Source organism: Leptospira hartskeerlii, from assembly GCF_002811475.1.
Taxonomy (GTDB): Bacteria; Spirochaetota; Leptospiria; order Leptospirales; family Leptospiraceae; genus Leptospira_B; species Leptospira_B hartskeerlii.
Genome location: NZ_NPDL01000006.1, coordinates 166,171 through 188,843, shown reverse-complemented (window position 1 = coordinate 188,843; position 22,673 = coordinate 166,171). Strand labels below are relative to the sequence as shown.

Sequence of the window (22,673 nt, the reverse complement as noted above, 5' to 3'; positions counted from 1 at the left end):
GAAATTGGGGATCGTACCGATATCTTTATTGGTACCGGTATGCGGACACCGATTTTCCCGATTTTATTAACGCTGATTTTACTGACCTCTGCCGGCTTATATTCTCAAGAGCCTAGCAAGGGCAAACCGTCCTCCGAGTCAATCGAGGAGGATGGGGAAGTGCATAAGGACGGCAGGTCCTTAGATAAGGAATATTACGAATATTATTTTAAAACTCTTCCTAATCTAGATGTGTTGGAAAAGGAGAAGTTGGAATACAATCTGATCCGCTCCTTAAAACTTGAGTTGAGAAAAAGAGATCCGGAAAAAATGACTTCGGAAGAACTCAAAAAAATAAACGCAAACTCAGTAAGATACGAGCGAGTTTACGAAGATTCCATTTGGATGCGTGGGATCAGAAAACAAATGCAGTATTTAAAATTTAGAGACTTTATGTTCGTAATTGTCTACGAAAAGTATTACTGTTTTATTTCGTACGAGATGAATCCCGCCAGATATATACAAGAGCCTTACCAGGTTCAGCTGATCTTTAAAAAGGACAGCGCTTTTAATTCTACTACTCTACCTCAGCCTTGAACGTTCTGAAGTAAAGGCTGACTAATACCAGCCCGAAAGAGAACAAAATCCCGAATAACAAAAAGTCCTGCATAAAACCGAAACCGGGAGGTGGGGCAGTGTTCCCAACGATCCTACCTAGGATCTTTGTCTTTCCGAAACTATTCCAAACTAAAGTGCGGACCTGAACTGTATCTCCCACTCTCATTCTTCTGTTCGTGGTCTGGTCCACTTCTTCCGTGACCTCGTGTTTTTTACCCTGTTCGTCCGGCACCATATAGGTGTACACATTTACGGTTCTGCCTAACTTATTGAGTTTTGTATTTTCTACTAGAACTCCGAACTCTTTGTTTCCCGGAAGAGACAAGTTTTTGTAGATCGATTCTAAACTTTTATTTTCCCAATAAACTGCGACGGAAAGAGGAAGAAAGAACGCAAGAGAAACCCAGCCCATGATAAAAAGGATCTTATAGAATGGGGTAGAGTTCGTTTTCATTCTCAAGCTTTATCATCTTTTTCGACAGGGAATATTACAACCAAGTTTCCTTTTTCTGTAGGAAGAAAAAACGAATGGTCCATAGAGTCAGGTACAATATTTTTAGGATATGAAGGTATCTAGATCCGACTTTTTGAAATATATGGGAAAGGGGATGCTTGCTTTGACTGCTGCCCGGACCTTGGATCTGTTTTCGGATCCTGCAAAAGAGCATCCTAAAAAAGTACATTCTTCACATCCTTCTTCTTCAAAAACGAAAAAAGAGATCTCTTCCAAAATTCCAGGAAGTAATTTTAAACCTCTACGTCCTAATACACAAGATGAGCTGGTCTTAGCGGCCGGTTTTACATACGATCTGATCGCAGTTTACGGAGATAAGATCAACTCCAAGGGAGATACTTTCGGCTATGCTGCCGATTTTAACTGCTTCTTCCAATTTCCGAACGATCCAAACTCTGCACTTCTTTGGACCAATCACGAATACTTAAACGAATTAGAATATTATGTTACCGGATACGACTATAATCAAAAAGGCCCTAATAATAGAACTCCTGAACAGATCGAAAAATATCTGTATTCATTGGGGGGTTCAGTGATCGGACTACGTAAATCAAAAGGCTCCTGGGTTTTAGATCCTGAATCTAAGTATGGGAGAAGAATAAATGGAAGGTCGGAATTCCAACTGAAAGGTCCGGCGGCCGGTTCAGATGCAATTTCCGGTAAAACAAAAGTGCACGGAACATTTGCAAACTGTTCCGGTGGACAAACATTATGGAATACTGTTCTTTCTTGCGAAGAGAACTATGAAATGGTCGTAGAAGATTGCAAATTGGAAGACTCCAAAGAATACGGTTGGATCATCGAAGTAGATCCTTTTGATCCTTCTTCCATTCCAGTAAAACATACCGCACTTGGAAGATTTTCCCATGAGAATGCTGCATTAACAGTTTCTCCTTCCGGAAAGTTAGTTGTGTATATGGGAGATGATTCCAAGGACCAATGCGTTTATAAGTTCGTGTCTGAAAAAAATTTCGATCCTAAAAAAGGAAAATTAAACACAGAACTTCTAGATGAAGGGACATTATACGTTGGTAATTTTGAAAAATGCGTATGGGTTCCTCTGGATCTGGAAAAAAATCCGAATCTAAAAAACGCAAAAGATAAAGAAGGAAATCCTAAATTTAAGACCCAAGCTGATATTTTGGTATCATGTAGGGACGCTGCGAAAACTGCAGGCGGGACTCCAATGGATAGACCGGAAGATCTGGAAGTGCATCCATTAGATAAATCTGTTTTTGTTTCTTTTACTAATAACGATTCTCATGGAAATTTTTATGGACAGATCGTTCGCATCAAAGAAGAGAATTCTGATGCTGAATCGGTTCGTTTCGAGTTCGAAGTGTTTGTTGCCGGGGGAGGGAAGAGCGGATTTTCTTCTCCTGATAATTTGGCTTTTGATTCTTCCGGAAATCTTTGGATGGTGACGGACATGACCACTCGTTTGCTTGGAAGATCCATCTTTAAAAAATTCGGCAATAACGGTTTGTTCTTTATTCCTACAAGCGGAGAAGACGCGGGCAAGGCTTTCCAATTTGCATCTGCTCCAATCGGTGCAGAACTCACTGGCCCATGGTTTACACCTGACGAAGAGTTTTTATTTTTATCGGTACAACATCCTGGAGAAGATACCAAGGACTATGATCTTCCTACAAGCCGTTGGCCCGCTAGAACAAAAGGGGATATACCTAGGCCAGGAGTGGTCGCGATTAGAAGGGCTTAGTTTTTAAGACAAGCAGCGATTGCGTCTTCTTCTTTTTCAAAATGAGCAAAAGGTTTCCAAAGACCTAATAGATTGAAGATCTGTATGACCTTCTCTCCCGCTTCCGTAAGAAGAAGTTTTTTACCTTCTCCAGTAAGTCTGTTCTTTAATTCGAAGATTGCACGAATGCCTGAGCTGGAAACATATTTAAGATCGGATAAGTTTAAAACGATATTGTTTGTATGACTTACATCCAATACTTTTTCCTTAAATAGGGGGAAGGTGGATTCGTCTAGTCTGCCGGAAACCAAATATACTCTGATCTCTTTGCCTGCATCCTGTTCTAGAATTTTCAAACTATCCATGTTTTTGCACCACCACCCGCAATCTTTCCGGAGAAACGGAAAAGTCCGCTTTTGCCCCGGGAGGGAAATCGTAAATACGTTCCGCCAAGGAATCGATTGAGATCCCCCCGCGCATTTCGGATATTAGACGGAAAGAATTGTGAACTGTGAAGTGATCCAGCTTGTACTGGAAACTTTCCTTCTTACGCAACTCTCTACAGTACACTTTGAAATAAGGCTCCTGCTTGTCAAAGCTTACGTCTTTATTTTCGCAAGACATAACCCAACCAGTAGAACCCGCTCCGGTATATACGAGAAGGCCGGAACATTTCTGTTCTTCGGATACCTGTTCGTGAGAGATTAAAAATCGGCTCGTTAAGTCGGGGCTATTATTTCGGATAGAAATTTCACTGATCCCCTGGAATGTTTCTATAGCTTTGCCATTCGGATATTCGATCCTAACATTGATCCTGGGCCATTCTTCTATTATGATATTCTCCCAATTTTGGGAAACCGCCTTTGAGATATCGGAGGTATGAAAGGATAGAAGGGCTCCTACGGAAGTTTCAGGATCGGAATTACATCCCAGAACTAAATTGTCCAATGCATGATGGGCAACGTAAGTAAAATGATTGTCCCCGCCTAACGCGATCACCAGATCATAAACGGCTATATCTATATTTTCTAATTCTTCTCGAAAGATAAACTTTCCATTCGGGAAAGTACGTTTTAATTCTTCTCTACTTTGGATCTGTCTGAGATGAGAATTATAGATCCTAGAGAAGGAATCGTTTTGGATCTCCGCTACTCTTTTGAATTCATCCAGAGAGCCGTAACTCTCCAGATCTAATTCGTACTTTGTTCTTTTAATAACTACCAGAACAGATTCGATCTTTTTTCGCTTTTCCGTCGACATGGATTACCAATTTGGACGGATCTATGTCTTCCAGAAAACGAAAAAAATCAAACCAATGCGGGTTCCGAAGAATTATTTGTCTTAGGGCCCGAGTCTGCCAGGATCAATTTCAGAACGGACATAGTTGCCCTGAACTTCATTCGATTTCCGGTAAGTCTGTACAGAGCCACCAAATGTTTTAGATTTCTAATATTTTCAGGTTCTCTGGATCTGAGTTTTTCTGCAAATTCCAAAGACTTCCAGTAATCCTTAGTTTTTCTGAGACAATAGGAAAGATAGAAGATATATTCGTTGTCGAACGGGATCTTGGAAAGATAAGCCTCCGTATATTTCGCTCCTTCATCGAATTCCTTTGCGTTGATGCAGATCCTTGCCATTTGTTTGTAAAGAGCCGGATCCGAATCGTCTATCTCTAATGCTTGCGCAAAAACTTCTTTAGTCTTTTCGGTATTTCCTTTTTTATATTCTTTGATCCCGATCTGAAGTAGTTTGTTGTATTCTTCCGAAATCATTTTTGCGCGAGAAGAAGAAACTTCTGCTTCTTTATAACCTATGCTCAAAAGACTTAAATCGTCAGAAATTTCTCCTGCAGCGTTAATTAATCTTTCTAGATCTTCCAGATTTCCACCGGAAAGTTCCACAAATCTTAAGAATAAGAACTCATCCTCGTTCATCACAGGGTCCGGAGAATTCGGATCATAAAGAAGAATATCGTCTCTTCCGTCAGATCCTAAGAAGATCTTATCTCCTGCTTCCAGTTTATCCACTCTCACTAAAGGTTCTGTCGTGTTTTCGGAGAAGCCGAGTTTGCGGATAGGGAAGTCAGAATCCAAGAAGCCGGCTTTTGCATCTCGATATAGTACCATATTAGGATGTTCTGCATTAATAGAATATAATGCTCCTGTTTCTTCATCTAGAAGGCAGAGTAGTGCGGAAACAAGCATTGTACCGTCGAATGTAACGAACACGTTTTGTAATTCCGTATAACAGTCTTTCAGCCATTTTTCAGGAGTTTTCTTTTGATTACTTCTAGAAAGTTGGGTTCTCGTTACGATTGCTTTGAATACGGTTCCCATTACGAGTGCACCACCCGCACCTTGGATGGATTTACCCATTGCGTCTGAGTTCATGATACTCAGGTATTTTTTACCGTATAATGTGATCTCGCTGATGGAAACAAGGTCACCACCGATATCAGCTTCTCTCTTTCTAAATACGAAAGTTTTCTTTTGTCTTAAGATACCGCTGATTTTAGTATTCGGACTTTCATATTTAGTAGTAGCAAGAGGACGAAGTAACAGGGAAGTCAGATAATAATCCCCGTCTTGCTTTTCTTTTAAAGCTCGAAGATCGTCCAATGTTTCCTGTAATTCTTTGGTCTTCTCTTCCACCTTCTTTTCCAAGAACATTTGGTGATCCAAAAGATCCTTCTTCATTTCGATGAATACTTCCGCCATTTCCCCCAATTCATCCGAACGATTTAAATCCACAATTTTGGATTCGTCCTCGTTAGGATTTTGCATTGCGAAGTTAAGAGCCTTAACGGCGTCTATGATATCTCTGGAGAATCTGTAAGATGCGAATAAGATCCCTCCGAATACTGCGAGAGCGATTAGTCCGCAATAGAGCCAAAGGTTTCGAGTGGACTCGTAAAGTTCAGTCTCATCTATCAAAAGAACGAAATCTAGTTTAAGATTACTTAATCCTTGGTTCTCATAAGGGACTTGAGTGAGATAATAATGTCTTCCTTCCAAAGTAAACCTAGAAATTCCAGAAAGGTCCTTTGGTTTTCTATCTCCTAAATATTTGGAGATTGTACTGTCCGAAAAAGAGATCAGTTTTTCTTTTTCATAAATGGCAAGATGAACGTCTTCCGAACCAGTGATTGTTTGTATAAATTTATCATCCACCACTTGGCCTACCATCATGATCCCGCCGTTCTTAAGCGGGGCAGTGACCCTAAGCCCGAGGCCGCTATGACCGATCTCTAAGGTAGAAGCGATCCTACCTTGCAAAGCTTCTTGTACGATCTTCTGTCCTGACTTATCGTCTCCGTAATCGGCCGGCCTATGAAATCTAAAATAAACATGTCCTGTCTTATCATGGATCTCAAAGATGGAAAGACCATATTGTGTCATGATCCCTTTGATGTAATCTAGGTTGCCTTGAAGGATTCCTCTATTTCCCAAACCGTTTTCTAAAATCGAAAGAGTCTTTTGGTTTCTTTCTATTTCTTTGAGAAGAAGTCGGATAACTTCTTCCTTATGTTTGAGTTCCTTCCTGAACTCCAGCGAGCGGTCTAATGCCCTTTTGTCCTGAGGTTCATTTTTAACTTGGTCGATCATTTGGATAAATGTGATCGCAAGAATAAGTACTAATAGAAGCTGACTTGCTCCAAGAATGAGAAAAATTTTTTGTCTAAAACTCATATATTGTTCCGGAAATGGAATCTCCCTGATCGGGAAGGCGCGCTTTGTATTTTTAGCCTTTTCTCTTCTTTAAAAAAGAGACCCAAAACTTACACCGGGAAGATCCCATTCGTACTAAGGTTTCGTGAAATTCAGGTTACAAAAATATTCCACCTAATGAGTAGTTAGTCGGCCATTCTCTCTGCTTGACCGCAGACAAACGGTTCTGGACCCTAACAAGATGGAAGATCAGGAACCTAAAAAACAGGGATTTCCGTTTCACCCTTTGGAGGACTTCGTATTAGGAGAGGTCTTGGGTAGGACCTTAATCAAATTAGGACATTCTAAAGAAGAAGTAGATAAGGCAATTCACTCTCATCTGCCCGAAGGAAAGCCAGAATTCCTTTTTACTCCGAATGCAAAAAAGCAACTTCTACTTCAAAGTATGCCGGTCGAACTCAGAAGTTTCCTGGAAGCTGGAAAAGAAAAAGAGGTCTTAGAAATCTTCCGCAAAACTATCTCGGAAGAAGGTAGGCTGGACTTGGCATTGGAACTCCTGGAATGGATCTGCACCGGTTTCGAAAAAGAAGAATTGGTCCGCGCATTATTCCAATTGGTATTGAACGGAAAAATAGAATTAAGCTCCGAATTTTATCCTCTCTTAATGGAAGAATACGACAAAGAGATGAGAGGGGACTTGGATAGGATCCGAGAAGAATAAAAAAAGCCGCTTGTTCCCAAGCGGCTTACAAACTCACTAAGTTAAAAAATCTTAAGCTACATCAGCTAAAGGAGAAGGTGCCGTACCAGAAAGTTCTTTTCTTCCTTTTTCGGTCCAGACTGCTCTTTGGATAGTGATGATCCCCATAAAATGTAGTACCTTCATCACTTGGTAAGTAATATCCAACTCGAACCAACGGAACGCGAAGTTTGGAGAGTTCGGGTGTGCATGGTGGTTGTTTTGGTACAATTCTCCCATGATCAAAAAGTCCACTGGCAGAGTGTTTTTGGAATTATCAGGATTTTTTGCATGGTTGCGGTATCCATACATATGACCGCACCAGTTTACGATCGCGCCATGAGTTGGTCCCATTAGATAATGGATCGGTAATAAAGCATATAACCAAACTGCATCTGCAGGAACGAATGCCATATAGAAAAGAGTATAAGCAGTTCCGAAGAACAAACGAACATACCAAGAATCAGCAAAACGATCAAACCAAGGGATCTCAGGATAATTTCCTCTGAAATCCTTCTCCACTTCTTCTTTACGATCTAAAATGTTTTCGTAAACCACTGCGGTGGTCCACATCATATCGAAAAATCCTTTAGAAGCTACGGGAGAGTGAGGATCTTTTGCGGTGTCACTGTAAGCGTGGTGTCTTCTGTGAAGAATTGCATACGCTCTTGGATTGAGGAATGAGGAACCTTGCACAGCAAAAGTAAAGAAATAGAAGAACTTTTCCCAGAAACGGTTCAGTTTGAACATCTGGTGAGCAGAATAACGATGTAAATAGAACGATTGAACGAAAGCGGCTAAAATCCAGTGTGCCGCAAAAAAACTTAGAATGATTGCCATGGAGGGCTCCCTTTTTTTCTAAATGATATGAGTCAATTCGGGAGGGCAGGTTGCAAAAAATGTGAGGGGAAACTTGAGATTTATAGGCGATTATGGTCTCATTAGACCGATTTCCCCGCAAAAAAGACAGGTTTTTCTACTTCTTCAAATTTGGAATATTCGGTTTTTTAAAAGCGGCTCTACTTCTGGTCCCACCCTCCTTTTCCAAAAATTCAGCAATCTCTTTGCGCTCATAAGCAATCGCCATGGACAAAGGAGTGTAACCTTCCGCCTGCGCATTGATAGAAGCTTTCTTACGAACGAGTTCCTTCACTACATTAGGAAGATCGAATACGATCGCAAGATGGATCGGCCTCCAGCCCAGATAATCCGCATTTGGATCAGCGCCATTTTCGAGAGATTCCAAGGATTTGTTTTCGTTCTTATCATATAAACTGGAAATTAGGATACGATTTTGTTTCAGTTTCTCTTCTTCAGAAATTTTGGTTTCGGTATCCGTGTTTGAATTTTCGGATCTCAAAACATTAGAAGGATTTCCTGCAAACGCATAATCATAAACCGGCTTGGAAGTAGGAGGTTTAGTATGATAATATAGCGAAGATCCGGAAGAACTAGGATGAGAAATTTTAGTCACTTCTTGCGGATTTGTTTGGCTGAAATAAACATCACCATAGTTCTTATTAGTAAATAATAATGCTAGGATTGTTTGAGCAGTCCAAGGCGCCCAAGTAGCGTAATAACCTTTAAATCCTGTCTCCAGAAAAGGGGAAGAATACATGGAGATCCTTTTTTTAGTCTCTTCGTCTCGGATCACTCCCATATCATATGCCATATTTCCTGCAGTGAAACAAGCTCCTAAAAACAGAACGATCGCTCCAGGTGCCGGTTTTAAACCGGAAGAAATTTGTTCATTAGAAACGAATTCTTTTCCTAAATAGAATCCGCCCACTGATCTTTGATCGTAAGGTGGTTGATCTAAATTGGTTCCGACTCCATGCCCCGCGTATAAAACTATATTCGCATTTTGTGAAGCTTCTTTGATCCCTGACCAGGGATTGTTAGGAGGATAAAATTCACTGACAGAAACTCCTCTGTCTTTTAAAACTTTTACAAGTCCTTTGATATTATTTACATATTCTCTGGTCTTAGGGCCTTCGTTCCCATCCACTTCGCCAACGATTGCTACTGCTTTTAAACCTGTGCCGGAAACAGTAGGAGAGGGAAGTTCCGCTCTTTTTTTGATACCGGAGTATGTACCTCCAACTGCATTTGTCGGATGAACAAATTTGAGCTCTTCCGAAAAAACAGATCTGAAAGAAAATAAGAGTAAGAAGCTTACGAAGAATAAACCGGAGGAAAATTTCATCCAATGATTGGACAAAAAAATCCTTTTTAATCAATCAATAATTTATTTAAATTTTGAAGAGGCGTTGAAATCGGCTACCCAAATGTCGAAAAAGGGAGAGTCTATTCTTTGCACATTTGGATAATATTCTGAAATTTTGGAGGAGATATTTTTACTTTTCCAAGGTTCCGTTTTGAGCATGATATCAAAAACAGGACTTTTTCTGGTCTTTTCTAATTTTTCTGGAGTGATCAATTCTTCTTTGATCTGGATGAGCACGATCCTTTTACCTTTTTCTTTTTGGGCAATTATTCCTAATAACGGGGAAAGAGAATCTTCCTTAGGAGCGCATAGAACATTCTTGGATAGGTAATCATTTCCCATAAAATACATTACGGAAAAATCATGGAATACGAGCGTATCCGCATTCAATTCATGGAATAAAGTATACGTTTTTAGAAGTTGTTTTCTGGACTGATTTAAAAAGCTCAATCCGATAAATGTCATGATCAAAGGAATTGCGATCAGGGCCCCAAATGCAGATTTTTGAAAGAGTTTGTTTTTCTTTTTCGCGAAATAATTCCAAAACCAAAGTAGAACCAAGGTCACTGCAGGAATTCCGGCACTTAAATACCTAGGTCCCCATTCCCAGAATCCGTAGTTTGGAGCTAAAAACGGGATCGTAAAAAGAAAGATTACTGTTCCGAGAACAATTGTTTTCCTTCTAATGGAAATTTTACGGATATTGAAAAGAAGAATGCCTAAACCTATCAGAGCAAAGGGCATATAGATGAAAAATCCGATGCGAACAGTTTCGTCTATCTTGTTCAAGAATAAAAAACCGATCGCCCACTGGATTTTATGTACAAATCCAACTCCGGTCTCTCCATAATTTGCATGGAATCTCGGTCCTAAAAAGGAAGAATAGCGAAGATAATTGAATAGGACGAAAACTAGAAATATAAACGCAAACCCAAGACCGAATCTAAAGCTTTGAGACTTCTCCAATTTTATTTTTTTGTTAAATGGAGGAAATCCTTCGCTAATCCAAGAAGCAAAAAGAATACAACCTGCAAATACAATTCCTTCATGCCTGAGCCAGATAGATAATCCCGCAAAAATCCCTGCATAGATCCCATTCCTTTTATATAAGAATGTGAGGCTAACGAGTAAGATTGCTATAAACAATGTATGTTCTGCAAATTCCATCATCAGGATGGGAATATAAGATCCGAAAAATGCGAGAGCTATAAAGGTATTAGATGCCTTCCAAAATTTTCTTAAGATCCAAAGGAATATAAATACTCCGAGTAAATTGAAATAAGGTAAGCCTTGGTTTCCTGCTAAATAATAAAAAGGAGTTGCAAGTGTAGCTAGCAAGATCGGGAAAACGGAGATAGTGGATTCTCCTAATTTAGTGTAATTATTTGCAGGCATTGGAAGAAATTCTTCTTTAGGATCGATAGACTTTGCAGGGTAGGGAAGTTCTTCCGATCCAAAGTGTGAATGGATTAATGAATGTGTTTGGAGCGATTTTGTTCTGGAATCGTAAGTGAGAGATACTTCCGGTTTTGATGATTTGATAAGAAAGACACAGAAAAGAAGTAGGGATAGAAATCCTAGAAGATTTCTTTTTTTAAATATGGATCTCATCTATTTCGCCTCTTGCTTAGTTCTTTAGAAAGCCAGAATATTATTCGCAAGTCCCTTTTGTGAGAGTTAAGCCTGCGAATATAACAGGAGTATTTCCTTTTTTCAGGACGGAAATTTTAGTTTTGCCTGATTTTGCGATATCAAATTCGAATTCATTTTTCTTAGATAGATCGGAATTCAAAATTTGGCTCATGTATATCTTATCTTTCTGAGTTATCAAGATCTGAAGAACTTCATCCGAAGGATTTCGTTCTTTCTCAACTTTAGAAAAGATCTTAGCGCAATAATGTCCTGATCTGAAATATGCGGTAATATCTCGAAGGACTTTTTCTGAACCTAATATAACTGAACTGCCTTCGAATTTGAAGGCAGTTCGATCTCCTATAGATCCGGCCGCTTCTCCCATCTGACATTCATGGATCGGCTCTATATCAAGTTTTCCTGTTAAATAAGGGTAATATGCTCTGAAAGGCATAGTATAAGGAATTCTTTCCCATCTCCACGCCTTTTCTCGGATTGGTAATCTTTTGCAGCCTTGCCATTCTTTAAAGGGTGCGTCTGAATACATGGCAGAGGTATGAGCCCATACTGAAATTATGGAAAACAAAATAAATACAAATTTCAAGATAGTTCTTTTATAAGAAATCGTTAATGCAGGTAAAAGTAGCACCGCAAAAAAGGGCATGAGATCGGTTAGGAATCTGGTCGCATACGAGACTCCTCCCCACCATATAAAATGTTTTCCATAAATATATAGGTAGGCAAGGGTAGAAAGTAGGGTAGGAAGTATTAAAAATCCGATTCTTTTTCTAACTGGGAAAAATCCTAAAAAGGATAATAACACGATGGGGGAGAATACGAATAAGCCAAATCCAGGGCTGATCAATAATCCTCCAACTCCCTCCCAAAAATTTCCAATGAATCTATCAGGCATTCCGGATAAGGCGAAGGATTTCTCCATGAGATAATATCCGCCCATTATATGTCCATAATGTAGATAATTCAGAAGTCCCAAAGAACATAGCGGTATAAATAGACCTGCTGCAGAGATGAGAAGAAGGTTAAGTTTTTCTTTTGCAGGGAGGTGGCGAAGCCTCCATAAAAATACTAGACCAAGTAGTCCGGCGACTAAGATAGAAGGAGGTCTTACAAAAAAGAAACAACCTAATATCATTCCAAGGAGCAAAATTTTTGCGGGAGTCAAAATATCTTTAGAGAGAAAAAGGAAGATGCTTGCAACTATCAGAAATTCTATAAATCCATGCTGCCATAAAGTTTGGGAAGTATTTGAAAAATGTGTGGTTCCGAAAGAATAAAGCAATGTGATCAGAAGTGAGGTTCTTGCAGAAGCTATTTTGCAAATTGCTTTAAAAAGTAGAATAGATGTGATCGCAAAAAGAAGGGACGAGGAGAATTTTTCTAAATAGATAAAATCTTCGATCGCATGCATTTTAGGGCCGGAACTGGAGAGATTGATCGTATCCGGAGTTACAATTTTTACCCCGATCAATTTTAATGAAAAATAAACAAATGAATTATATAATCCAGGCAGTAATGGAAAAGAGCTTAGTAATTTTCCTTTATAGGCCGTGAGAAAAAAGGGATGTTCTATATAGTCGCCGGAAGGTAGTTGAGAAGGTACATATAGGACCTCTTTGTCTGGAGCCCATTCTGATGCGTGGATGATCGGAGGGTTTATGAAAAATTCGGAAAGATCAAGGTTGCCGTCTTTTTCTAAGCTGAAAGGAATCAACTTTGCTCCATTTGAATCATCGCTCGAAAAAAGTCTAGTTACGGAAGTTGGAATGGAAAATAACAATAAAAATAAAGTTAAAAGTCCCAGCCTTGAAAAGTTTTTCCAGATGTCCGAGATCTTTTTTGTTCTATAATAAGAAATGTACAGAGAAGCAGAAAGTAAAACAAGTATATAGAAGATTTTGAAGTTTGCGAATAAGGAGCCGTAAACTGTCGGAGAGAAAAAATAAAATGAAATATATATTCCCGTTAATATAGAAATGACGCCTTGCGATATTAGATTTTTGTTAAATTGATCTTTTCCCCGATTCTTATAAAAGAAATATGAGATAAAGCCAATTCCTAAAGTAAAACCTACCCAAGCTAAGGGTCTGGAGAAACCGGAAACAATTTGGTTAGTGAGAGAAGAAGAAATGAGTACGATCCCGATAAACAAGGAATTGAAAATAGCTAGCATATTGGAGTTAATCGCCTTACTTATATTTTTTTTCGATTTCAGTTTTAGCGGCAGCTTCTACTTCTTCGAAAGAGTTTTTTGGGTCGAAATGAGCTTGAGATAGGACCTTTAGGCCAAAATTTCCATACTCAGTCTTGATCCATTTTTCGATCTGGACCTTGGTTTCCGTAGATCTTTTAGTATGAGGTTTACTTTTCAAAACAAAATCTAATAGTTCTTTGATCCCTTTTTTAGTTTTTACGCTGGTCAGGAAAATGGGAGGGATACTTCCTCCTGGAACGATATCTCGTAAGAACTCGAGAGTCGTGGAAAGGGTGTGATAACTTGCTCTGGCAAGATTTTCTTCATCGCATTTATTTAATATGAATGCGTCTGGAACTTCCATAATTCCGCTTTTCATGAATTGGATCTGATCCCCTCCTAGGGGGACCATTACTAAAAAGGAAAGATCTGATAGCTTAGAGACTTCTATTTCGTTTTGGCCGATCCCTACTGTCTCGACAAATATAAAATCGAAAAAGCAACGTAGCAATCGGATCACATGATAGGTATATGGATTTAAACCTCCCAGCTCTAATTGGCTGGGTTGAGATCTGAAAAAGATCCTTTTTTCTCTGACTGGTAGAGAGAGCCTGGTTCTGTCTCCGAGTAAAGATCCTCCGCTTATGTGACTGGAAGGATCTATTGCAACTACCGCCATTTTTTTATCGGGGATTGTTTGTAAGAAGTTGGTGGAGATCTCTCCTAAGAGTGAGGATTTTCCTGCTCCAGGAGTTCCTGTAAATCCGATGGTTACGGACTTATCCCCGTTAAAACCCGAGTTTTCTAATTCTTTGAATAGAACTTTACGAAATTCGAATGAATCCGGTCTTTCTAATTCGCTGATCAGCTTCGCAAGAGGATATTTTTCCCCTTGGGAAGCTTCTTGGATCAGTTCTTTGAGTTCCTTTTCTGCAAACCGTACGGTCATGCCTTAAACGGAAGCTGGGATCTTCTCGGATACGATGTCTATGATACGATCCATTACATCCATCAAATCATAATCTTTAGGCGTAAAGATTGCTTTTACTCCGATAGAATGTAGTTTTTCGAAATCAGGCTGAGGGATAATTCCGCCGAAGACAACAGGTATATCCGCTTTATAATGTTTTAATTCTGCGAATATTTGCTCTGCAAGTTCCACATGAGATCCGGAAAGTATGGATACTCCGATCACATTTGCGTTTTCTTCGACTGCGGATTGCACGATTTCTTCCGGAGTGAGTCTGATCCCTGAGTAAATCACATCGAATCCCGCATGTTTTGCGGATACTGCAATCATCTCTGCGCCATTGGAATGACCATCTAACCCAGGTTTGCCGACTACGATTTTAGGTCTTGCACCTGTTGCTTTTTGGAATTTCTCTACTTTGGCTCTGACATTAGATACTTTGTCGGATTCTAGATTGAGTTTTTGTCCTTCTACTCCGGTGGATGGGCGGTATTCTCCGAATATTTTTCTGAGTGTATCTGCCCATTCTCCTGTAGTCACAAGAGCCTTAGCACATTCTACGGAAGCGAACATAAGGTTCTTTCCGTTTTTAGCATCGTCTTCCAATCTTGCGAGAGTTTCTGCAACCTTCTTCGCATCTCTTCTTGATTTTACATCGGAGAGTACTTTTAAGGTTTGTTCTGCGGACTTAGGATCTACTTTGAAAATCCCTCCGTCAGGATCATTTGTAAGAGGGGAAGGGATTCCATCTTTCCATTTGTTCTTCCCTACGATGATAAGTTCGTCGTTATTGATCTTAGCGAGTCTTTCTGCCTGGGATTTTACGAGTTGGGCTTTCATGTAACCGTTCTCGATCGCCTTGATCGCTCCGCCCATTTCTTTGATCTTTTGGATCTCTTTGTTTGCGTTCTCGATCAGGTCTTTTACTTTACTTTCTACAACTTTAGAACCTTCGAATAGGTCCGGATATTCAAGTAAGTCTGTTTCGTAAGCAAGTACTTGTTGCAAACGAAGTGACCATTGTTGGTCCCAAGGACGAGGAAGTGAAAGTGCTTCGTTCCAAGCTGGAAGTTGGAGTGCTCTACATCTCGAATCTCTACTTAAGGTGACTCCTAAAGCTTCGATCAAAATTCTCCAGGCGTTGTTTTCAGGTTGTTCTTCGGTTAATCCGAGTGAGTTTACTTGGACTCCGTAACGGAAGCGGCGGTATTTCTCGCTTTTTACCTGATAAATTCCTTTTGTAATCTCTTCCCACATATCGGAGAAGGCGCGCATTTTACACATTTCTTCGATGAATCGGATACCTGCGTTTACGAAGAAGGAGATCCTACCAACACACTGCTCGAATTCTTCGTGAGTGAAACAGTTTCTTTCTTTCACTGCGTCAAGGATGGCCATTCCTGTTGCGAGTGCGAATGCCAGCTCTTGGACTGGAGTTGCTCCCGCTTCTTGCAAATGGTAGGAACAAATATTGGATGGGTTCCATTTTGGAATTCTTTTCAAACAATATTCATACATATCCACGATGATTCTGATGGAATGTTCCGGAGGGAAAATGTAGGTCCCACGAGCCAGATATTCTTTGATTATGTCGTTTTGAGTGGTTCCTTGGAGTTTGGAAACGTCTTCTCCTCTTTCTTCGGCTAACGCCACATAGAGAGAGAGAAGCCACATTGAGGTCCCGTTGATGGTCATCGAAGTGTTCATTTCTTCGATCGGGATCTGATCGAATAGGATCCGGAAGTCCTCCAACGTGTTGATTGGAACTCCTACTTTTCCGATTTCCGGCTTAGCGATTGCGTGATCAGAGCTATAACCGCATTGTGTGGGAAGATCAAAGGCGATGGAGAGGCCGGTTTGACCCTTTGCCAGGTTTTTTCTAAAGAGTTCGTTGGACTCCTTTGCGTTTGTATGACCCGCGTAAGTTCTAAAAATCCAAGCCGGCTCTTTGCTAGGATTTCCGGTCTTATCGTAAAGGATATGGTCTTTTTTTTCCATCTTCTTGCCCTCGGAATATGCCTCTTAGTTTAGTTCAAAATGTGTTGGTATAATTTCACCTAAATTTTTAACGTAGCTCCGAAATCCGTAGGAGAAGAATTCCACCGCATGGACTTGGAAAGAAACAGAAAAGCAAACCCCGCGCTCATTTTACTTTCGACGCTGTTTCTCACCGGTCTTCTGACCCTTCTCTATTCTTGGCACGGTGACCCGTCCAACGGAGAAAGTTTTCGGACATTGGCAGAATTGCGTTCTCTTTCGGAAGACGGAAAATTTTTCTCCTTCCAGGAACCTCTTCCGTTTTTGCTTTTATCCTTTTGGAAGTCGATCTTCGGTTTGAATTATATACCTGCTTATCTCTCTTTCGCAGCGTTTTTCCTAAGTTTAGGGGTGCATCTCTGCGCTTATATCATGGAAAGAGAGAGCTGGAAACTGAATCATTATCTGTTCTGTTATTTAGCGGCGATCAATCCGTTCTCTTATCTAGTTCCATTAAATATGTTGGGAGAATTAGTTAGTTTTTCCTTTCTGCTCGTGTTATTTCTTTCGTTCCGAATGGAAACAGTAGTGGATCTTTTGATCTTAGTTTCCTGCACTGTGCTCGGATTTTTCTCTCATTTCACTTTCTTTCTGATCGGATTTACTATTTTTGTGATCAAGGCCGGAACAGTAGGCATAAGAGAGAAGAAGAAGCAACAATCCGTATTCTTTAAAAGAAGAAATCTTCCTAAACTTTTCTTATTCGGTTATCTTTCCGTTTTAGTACTCGGGATTATTCTATTAGGAAATCTTAATTTTTACGGAGCCCATTCTTTTGCATATATGGGCGGTGCCGTTTGGAAATACCTTTTAGGTTTCGGTTCTTTTATTTTAATCTTATTCGTGGGCAATTTTTTACTCCGCTCCGAGAAGGAACTGAATTCTATCCCTGCATCAATCGGAATTTTCGCCCTGATTGCAGTTTCCGGATATTTCACGATCCGTCCTATTTTGGGAGTGGATAAGCTTAAGTTAAACTCTCTTGCTAAAGACATTACATCTTTAAAAGGGAGATTGATCGTAGATCAGGATGAAAGGATCTATGTTTCTCCTGAAACTTCCGCATATTTATATTTTATTTCCAAACAAAAGACCCATTTCACTTCTTATCCTGAAATGAGAGAAAAAGATTATATTCTTTTATCTGAAGTCTGGGCGGTAGATAGAAAACTTTTGCAAAGAGAAGTAAAAGCGAAGAATACTCCCTATTTATTTTTATCCGGAGAAAGAGTGCTGATCAACGGATTCTTATGGAAAAGAATACAAACTGATCCTAGTTTAAAAACTTTAAAGACGAGATCCATCGAAGCGAAGTCGGAACTTTCCGACCAAAAAGGTTACGATGATCTGAAAGCGTTCTTTATTTCTTGGCTTTCTTCTTCCAAGGCTCCTGATGTATGAGTAAAAAACCGCAAGACTCCGATTATATCGCTTACGGAGCCAACGGTCTACCATTCGAAACTTCCTACTGGAGTGAAATTTACGGAAGCGGGAAGGACGTGGATGCTTCTTTCAACGCCAAAGAACATGCAAAATACATAAAGTCCGTTTTTGATCTGATGCAAGTCCATCCTAGGAGTATTGCTGACTTCGGGTTCGGTAAGGCCTTACTTCTAAAAGAATTCGTAAAAATATTCCAACCGAATCGTGTATTTGCAGTGGACCCTTCCGAAGACATGATAGATGCGATCGCAAAACAGAAGTGGATCCGTTCTTATAATCTTTCCTTTTTACATTCTACCATCCAAGATCTCGACCTGAAATATATTCATCTTCCTCCGTTCACTCTGGGTATTTGTAACTCTGTGGTCCAATATATAGAAGATAAACATCTTCCTAAGGTTTTTGAGAAACTGCATAAGATCGTGAATTATCTCTATTTTACGGTCCCTACCAAAAACGATTACACAAGAATGAAGAAGGAGATTTACTTTACGGATCCTTATGCACACCAAAGATCCAAAAAGTATTACGAAAAATTAATTCGCCCTTATTTCAGAAGAGTTGCTTTCAATCTTCTGGAAAGCAGGATCACGAAAGACAGCCCGTTTTGCGACGAGCTGTTCGTGGATGACTAAAGTCTATCTAGTGAATACGTAGGCAGCGCCCGCATACTGGGCGCTATTGTCCGCACTTCCATAAACTCCATTTGTGATCGTATTTTCCGAACTTGATTCCCGGTATGCGCTTACTAAAAGACTATTTCCGTCCAAACATACTCCTCCGAAGAAGTCGTAAGCGTTCGCATTAGGTGCTTTTATGTAAGCAGCTTGAGACCAGCTTATACCGTTTCTTTCGAAAATATACGCTGCGCCGGCATACTGAGCGCTATTATCGGAGCTTGCCGTATTTCCGTAAGAGATCGTGGTCTGCGCACTTGAATCTAAACCCCCCACAGCGATTGTATCTCCATAAATACTGATTGCTGCCCCGAAAATATTATTCGGACTGGAATTCGACGCTTTCAGGTAAGCTTGTTGGGACCAGAGACCTCCGCTTCTGGCAAACACATAGACTGCTCCTGAATACGTCGAGGAGTTATCCGAAGAAGCGTTAGTGCCTGAGGAAATACTATTTTGGTTACTGGCTTCTCCGGTCGCTCCGACTGCTATAGTGTCTCCATAAATAGCGACAGCAGTCCCGAAAACATCGTACGCATCCGGATTGGAAGGTTTGATATAGGCTTCCGGTGCCCAAATATTTCCGGTTCTAGTAAATGTATACACTGCTCCGGCTTGAGATAAACTATTGTCGGAACTTCCACTGCTTCCGTTCGTAATATAATTTTGATTACTGTCTTCGCCTTGAGAGCCTACTGCGATCGTATCTCCGCTGATTGCGACACTATAGCCAAAGTAATCACCGTTGTCCGGATTCGAAGCCTTGATATAAGCTTCTTCTACCCAAGTGCTTCCTGTTCTTTTGTAAACGTAAACGGCTCCACTATGGTTGAGACTATCGTCATTAGGAGCAGGTTGCCCATTAGAGATCGTATTTTGGGCGCTGCTTTCATTATGACAGCCAACGACTAATGTATCTCCTTGGATTGCGATCGAGTTTCCGAAAGAATCAAATTCAGATGGGTTAGAAGGTTTGATATAAGCTTGCTGGGCCCAAGTGTTCCCATTCCTTACAAAAACATAAACTGCTCCAGCAAATGTCATGCTATTATCTGAGGATGCAGAACTTCCGTTTGTAATATAGTTTTGGTTACTATCTTCTTGGATTGCGCTGGCTACGATCGTATCTCCTGAAATACTTACCGCGAAACCGAACAAGTCGCTTTCTTCTGAATTAGAAGGTTTTAATATAGCTTGTTGGGTCCAAGTATTTCCATTTCGAATATAAACGTAAACCGCACCTGATGCAGAAGCGCTATTATCAGAAGAGCCTGGATTGCTACCATTTGTGATCGTTGTTTGATTACTATCTTCCAAAGGCGCGCCTACCACTATCGTGTCTCCTGAAAGAGCCCAGGATCTTCCAAAATTATCATCTGCTTCCGAGTTGGAAGCCTTGATATAAGCTTGTTGGGACCAAAGACCTAAAACACATGTAGGGGCCCCGTTGATATTCACCGGAAGATAGTTTAGGACCGCAGAATTTCCATCTCCATCTGTGATGGTTACGGAAACCTGTAGATTAGATCCGCAGGTTGGTGCAGTCCAAACTATTTCACTTGTTGTTAGATTTCCGTTGACCGTGTTTGTTGGAGTTCCAACAACGCCAGAGCTAGAATTCCAGGAGAAGGAGAGTGGAGTATTCTCCGGATCTGTAGCCGTTACCCTAAACACCATGGAGCCAGAAGGATCGAGGGCCAAAGCAGTTTGGAAGCTAGACAAGATCTGAGGTGCAAGATTCACTGTTTGGGTCTGGGAGATTTGGATAGTGAAAGATCCAAGATTGGATCCACCATTTCCATCGGATAAAGAAACACTTAACGTGCAAGGCCCTAAACTTGCGGAAGAAGATGCAGTGAATACAGGATTTTGCGTATTCGGATCATTAAAACTTCCCGCACAACTGGAACTCCAAGAATAGGAGATCGTATTTCCATCCGGATCGAATGCAGTCAGGGTAATATTTGTAGAAGCACCCGGAGCAATGCTGGAAGGATTCGATATAACGTTAGATACAAAAGGAGAAGAATTAGAGCCTACGTTTATACTTCCATAACCTGTCCCATATCCTACCTGTACGTCAGCGGTAAAACTTAAGGATGAGCTTGCGCCTAGTTGATCGCTTACGGTCAATGTAATCGTATATTGCCCGGGTGTAGAAGGAGAAGTCCATACAGGATTTAGAATATTCGAATTATTGAAACTTCCACCGGTGGCCGACCACAAATAGGTTAATGTGTCCGAAGGATTCGGATCATGAACCGTTGAATTCAAATTAATGGAAGAAGAAGGAGCAACCTGATTTGTAGAAGCTACCAAAGAATCTATGATCGGTGCTGCATTTGAAAACGGCGGAGCTGGGTTTGTTTCAGAGAGAACCAAGAGTATATTGGTAATAGAGTTTGCTGATATTGTAACTCCAGTTACCTGGCCCTGTTGTATCAGAACATTCGAGGCATTGAAACCTTCTCCCGAAAACGTTCTGTCTGTGCCTGCCGGGATTTGTCCAATGATCCCTTGCCAAGTATTTCCTATCTTAACCAAGTCTTGGACAATAGGAGTGGAGATCCCCGGGCCAGTTACAGTAACGGTTACCTTTGTTAGTGAGCTTGCAACATTCACCGCGAATTGAACATTTCCATAGGATGGTGTTTGTGGAAGCCCGAAGAAAGCGGCCAATGCAGAAAGTCCGGAATTTGTTCCGGAACAAAAGGAATTCAAACTGATCAATAAGATCAAAGCTAGTTTGGTTTTCATCTTTAGTTTCCTAATCTTTTTAAATATTAAGTTTCAATTATATACTTCTCCTATTGAAGAAGCGGGTTTTGCCTTTTGAGGTCCGAAAAGGAAAAACGTTGCCGTATAACTTAAGAGCTAAGGTTAAAAAGGGCAATACCCTCCTTGAGGTAGGAGAGAAGGAAAAAGTTAGATCGGTTTGGGAGAAAACAAAAATTGGATTCTATGTCGCTAAAACCTAGTTAGAAGCAAATATTCGAATAGAGTTTTATCCTCGGATAGATACCATGTGCCAAACGATGATCTGCATGTTAGCCAGAAGCGAATATGGAAATAGTAAAAGAAAAGGATAGAGATAGATTTGCAAGAGAGGAATTCTATTCCCAAAATTACAGGATATCCTCTTATTTTTTCGGGATCGTATGTGCGATCACCATATGGGGTGCAATCCTAGAATATGTTCGATCCAATTTTCTTTTACTATATCTGGATCTGATCTCAGCTTTTATTTGTTTATTCAGCCTGGGAGTGATCCAATTTTACTCTAAAAATTATTTCAGAAAGAATCTGATCGTATTCGGTGGGCTTTTTATCTTGTTGGTTTTGGAGGTTGAGACACAATTCCACGACAACGAATATTATTTTTATGATAATAATATGTGGATCACTAACCAAGTGATCCTTTTTTTGGTGAGTTTATTCTTCAACGGAAGGCCCATCTTTTACACTATCTATTCATTCTCCATAGTTGCATTTTATATTCTTAGGATCCTTCCGGAAGGAATCGGATATTTTTCGGACAGGACTGTGTGGGTGCAGATCAGCAATATGAGTGCGCTCCAATTGTTTATTTGCTTATGTAATACTTGGTGGTATGGATACAGAATAGAATATCTGAAGAAGGCCAAAAATTTACAGGAAAGATTGTATAAAGAAAGAGAAGCGATCACTAGGGATCTTCACGATTATTTAGGAGCTAAAGTAACCGATCTAAATCTATTAGTTCGTTCTATTCAGGGTTATAAAAGCGGAGACACGGATGCACTTCTAAGATTGGAAAAATTATCAGAAGATATTTTCAAAGGTATAAGAGAGATCACTGCAAGTATGGCGGACGTTAAATTGATCTCGGAAGATATTTGGAGTGGAATTAGAGTATTATTATTGAGAAGGTACGGTAACGCAGGAAGAAAGGTGAGATTTACGAGAGAAGGGGACGAAGATTTTAATATAGATACTGAAAAAGCGGAACAAATATTGGGAATTGTAACGGAGATATGTTCCAACGATCTTAAATACGGATCCGGGATTTCTCATTGGATCTTCTCCCCAAAAAAAGATACTATAGAGATATCTATCCGAACTCGTACAAATTTCCAAGAGATGAGAATAGGCTCCAAAGGGAATAAAACCATCCAATTTAGAACTTCTGCGATCAATGGAGAATGGAAAGAAAATTTAGAAAATCGGGACTTTAAAGGATTTTTAGAGATACCGATCCGTCAACTACGGAGAATTTGAT

General features: G+C 40.2%; 17 protein-coding genes. 6 read left to right on the top strand and 11 right to left on the bottom strand.

What is annotated here, in order from left to right:
* The first annotated feature begins 39 nt into the window (after positions 1–39).
* Complete coding sequence (locus CH352_RS12690; protein ID WP_100707429.1) at positions 40–576, top strand: hypothetical protein; 537 nt, start codon at positions 40–42, stop codon at positions 574–576.
* Here CH352_RS12690 and CH352_RS12685 read toward each other — a convergent pair.
* Positions 557–1,051 carry a hypothetical protein gene (locus CH352_RS12685; protein WP_100707430.1) on the bottom strand — a complete coding sequence of 165 codons (495 nt, stop codon included), beginning with the start codon at positions 1,049–1,051 and terminating at the stop codon, positions 557–559. The two genes, CH352_RS12690 and CH352_RS12685, sit on opposite strands and share 20 nt — an antisense overlap.
* A gap of 109 nt (positions 1,052–1,160) precedes the next feature.
* Here CH352_RS12685 and CH352_RS12680 point away from each other — a divergent pair, with 109 nt between their 5' ends.
* Entirely contained in the window at positions 1,161–2,831 is a 1,671-nt protein-coding gene (locus CH352_RS12680; protein ID WP_100707431.1) for a PhoX family protein, read from the top strand.
* Here the strand turns inward: CH352_RS12680 and CH352_RS12675 are convergent.
* Genes CH352_RS12675 through CH352_RS12665 form a run of 3 tightly spaced genes read right to left on the bottom strand, consistent with a single transcriptional unit; the run spans position 2,828 to position 6,499 of the window.
* Positions 2,828–3,175: an STAS domain-containing protein gene (locus tag CH352_RS12675; protein ID WP_100707432.1), complete on the bottom strand. Its 348-nt coding sequence runs from the start codon at positions 3,173–3,175 to the stop codon at positions 2,828–2,830. The genes CH352_RS12680 and CH352_RS12675 overlap by 4 nt on opposite strands.
* The gene (locus CH352_RS12670) at positions 3,168–4,070 is read right to left on the bottom strand and encodes a diacylglycerol kinase catalytic domain-containing protein (RefSeq protein ID WP_100707433.1); all 903 of its coding nucleotides are present in this window, start codon (positions 4,068–4,070) and stop codon (positions 3,168–3,170) included. The genes CH352_RS12675 and CH352_RS12670 overlap by 8 nt, the downstream gene beginning before the upstream one ends.
* Positions 4,071–4,117: 47 nt before the next feature.
* Positions 4,118–6,499: a SpoIIE family protein phosphatase gene (locus CH352_RS12665; RefSeq protein WP_100707434.1), complete on the bottom strand. Its 2,382-nt coding sequence runs from the start codon at positions 6,497–6,499 to the stop codon at positions 4,118–4,120.
* Positions 6,500–6,719: 220 nt separating this feature from the next.
* On the opposite strand from CH352_RS12665, the gene CH352_RS12660 reads away from it, so the two are divergent.
* Positions 6,720–7,199 (top strand): hypothetical protein, encoded by a 480-nt coding sequence (locus CH352_RS12660; RefSeq protein ID WP_100707435.1) that lies wholly within the window; start codon positions 6,720–6,722, stop codon positions 7,197–7,199.
* Between the two features lie 51 nt (positions 7,200–7,250).
* Here CH352_RS12660 and CH352_RS12655 read toward each other — a convergent pair whose 3' ends face one another.
* The 6 genes from CH352_RS12655 to CH352_RS12630 form a co-directional block, all read right to left on the bottom strand.
* Complete coding sequence (locus CH352_RS12655) at positions 7,251–8,057, bottom strand: acyl-CoA desaturase (protein ID WP_100707436.1); 807 nt, start codon at positions 8,055–8,057, stop codon at positions 7,251–7,253.
* Positions 8,058–8,193: 136 nt separating this feature from the next.
* Entirely contained in the window at positions 8,194–9,423 is a 1,230-nt protein-coding gene (locus CH352_RS12650; RefSeq protein ID WP_100707437.1) for an ankyrin repeat domain-containing protein, read from the bottom strand.
* A 42-nt stretch (positions 9,424–9,465) separates the two neighbouring features.
* Positions 9,466–11,055, bottom strand: coding sequence for an LA_3751/LA_3752 family putative glycosyltransferase (locus CH352_RS12645; RefSeq protein WP_100707438.1), 1,590 nt, complete (start codon positions 11,053–11,055; stop codon positions 9,466–9,468).
* 40 nt (positions 11,056–11,095) lie between these two features.
* Positions 11,096–13,267, bottom strand: coding sequence for a dolichyl-phosphate-mannose--protein mannosyltransferase (locus tag CH352_RS12640; protein WP_100707439.1), 2,172 nt, complete (start codon positions 13,265–13,267; stop codon positions 11,096–11,098).
* Positions 13,268–13,283: 16 nt separating this feature from the next.
* Complete coding sequence (locus CH352_RS12635; RefSeq protein WP_100707440.1) at positions 13,284–14,237, bottom strand: P-loop NTPase family protein; 954 nt, start codon at positions 14,235–14,237, stop codon at positions 13,284–13,286.
* Between the two features lie 3 nt (positions 14,238–14,240).
* The gene (locus CH352_RS12630) at positions 14,241–16,256 is read right to left on the bottom strand and encodes a protein meaA (RefSeq protein ID WP_100707441.1); all 2,016 of its coding nucleotides are present in this window, start codon (positions 16,254–16,256) and stop codon (positions 14,241–14,243) included.
* A 108-nt stretch (positions 16,257–16,364) separates the two neighbouring features.
* On the opposite strand from CH352_RS12630, the gene CH352_RS12625 reads away from it, so the two are divergent.
* Together CH352_RS12625 and CH352_RS12620 are read left to right on the top strand one after the other, a co-directional pair.
* Positions 16,365–17,696 (top strand): hypothetical protein, encoded by a 1,332-nt coding sequence (locus tag CH352_RS12625; protein WP_100707442.1) that lies wholly within the window; start codon positions 16,365–16,367, stop codon positions 17,694–17,696.
* Positions 17,693–18,373 (top strand): class I SAM-dependent methyltransferase, encoded by a 681-nt coding sequence (locus tag CH352_RS12620; RefSeq protein WP_100707443.1) that lies wholly within the window; start codon positions 17,693–17,695, stop codon positions 18,371–18,373. Before CH352_RS12625 ends, CH352_RS12620 begins: the two co-directional genes overlap by 4 nt.
* A 3-nt stretch (positions 18,374–18,376) precedes the next feature.
* On the opposite strand, the gene CH352_RS12615 is transcribed toward CH352_RS12620, so the two are convergent.
* The gene (locus CH352_RS12615; RefSeq protein WP_100707444.1) at positions 18,377–21,172 is read right to left on the bottom strand and encodes an FG-GAP repeat protein; all 2,796 of its coding nucleotides are present in this window, start codon (positions 21,170–21,172) and stop codon (positions 18,377–18,379) included.
* A 306-nt stretch (positions 21,173–21,478) separates the two neighbouring features.
* Here CH352_RS12615 and CH352_RS12610 point away from each other — a divergent pair, with 306 nt between their 5' ends.
* Positions 21,479–22,672, top strand: coding sequence for a sensor histidine kinase (locus tag CH352_RS12610; protein WP_100707445.1), 1,194 nt, complete (start codon positions 21,479–21,481; stop codon positions 22,670–22,672).
* Position 22,673: the final 1 nt, after the last annotated feature.

Excerpts from the sequence above, each read along its gene's own strand:
- CH352_RS12690 (WP_100707429.1), top strand. The coding sequence starts at position 40 with ATGCGGACACCGATTTTCCCGATTTTATTAACGCTGATTTTACTGACC.
- CH352_RS12685 (WP_100707430.1), bottom strand. The coding sequence starts at position 1,051 with ATGAAAACGAACTCTACCCCATTCTATAAGATCCTTTTTATCATGGGC.
- CH352_RS12680 (WP_100707431.1), top strand. The coding sequence starts at position 1,161 with ATGAAGGTATCTAGATCCGACTTTTTGAAATATATGGGAAAGGGGATG.
- CH352_RS12675 (WP_100707432.1), bottom strand. The coding sequence starts at position 3,175 with ATGGATAGTTTGAAAATTCTAGAACAGGATGCAGGCAAAGAGATCAGA.
- CH352_RS12670 (WP_100707433.1), bottom strand. The coding sequence starts at position 4,070 with ATGTCGACGGAAAAGCGAAAAAAGATCGAATCTGTTCTGGTAGTTATT.
- CH352_RS12665 (WP_100707434.1), bottom strand. The coding sequence starts at position 6,499 with ATGAGTTTTAGACAAAAAATTTTTCTCATTCTTGGAGCAAGTCAGCTT.
- CH352_RS12660 (WP_100707435.1), top strand. The coding sequence starts at position 6,720 with ATGGAAGATCAGGAACCTAAAAAACAGGGATTTCCGTTTCACCCTTTG.
- CH352_RS12655 (WP_100707436.1), bottom strand. The coding sequence starts at position 8,057 with ATGGCAATCATTCTAAGTTTTTTTGCGGCACACTGGATTTTAGCCGCT.
- CH352_RS12650 (WP_100707437.1), bottom strand. The coding sequence starts at position 9,423 with ATGAAATTTTCCTCCGGTTTATTCTTCGTAAGCTTCTTACTCTTATTT.
- CH352_RS12645 (WP_100707438.1), bottom strand. The coding sequence starts at position 11,055 with ATGAGATCCATATTTAAAAAAAGAAATCTTCTAGGATTTCTATCCCTA.
- CH352_RS12640 (WP_100707439.1), bottom strand. The coding sequence starts at position 13,267 with ATGCTAGCTATTTTCAATTCCTTGTTTATCGGGATCGTACTCATTTCT.
- CH352_RS12635 (WP_100707440.1), bottom strand. The coding sequence starts at position 14,237 with ATGACCGTACGGTTTGCAGAAAAGGAACTCAAAGAACTGATCCAAGAA.
- CH352_RS12630 (WP_100707441.1), bottom strand. The coding sequence starts at position 16,256 with ATGGAAAAAAAAGACCATATCCTTTACGATAAGACCGGAAATCCTAGC.
- CH352_RS12625 (WP_100707442.1), top strand. The coding sequence starts at position 16,365 with ATGGACTTGGAAAGAAACAGAAAAGCAAACCCCGCGCTCATTTTACTT.
- CH352_RS12620 (WP_100707443.1), top strand. The coding sequence starts at position 17,693 with ATGAGTAAAAAACCGCAAGACTCCGATTATATCGCTTACGGAGCCAAC.
- CH352_RS12615 (WP_100707444.1), bottom strand. The coding sequence starts at position 21,172 with ATGAAAACCAAACTAGCTTTGATCTTATTGATCAGTTTGAATTCCTTT.
- CH352_RS12610 (WP_100707445.1), top strand. The coding sequence starts at position 21,479 with ATGGAAATAGTAAAAGAAAAGGATAGAGATAGATTTGCAAGAGAGGAA.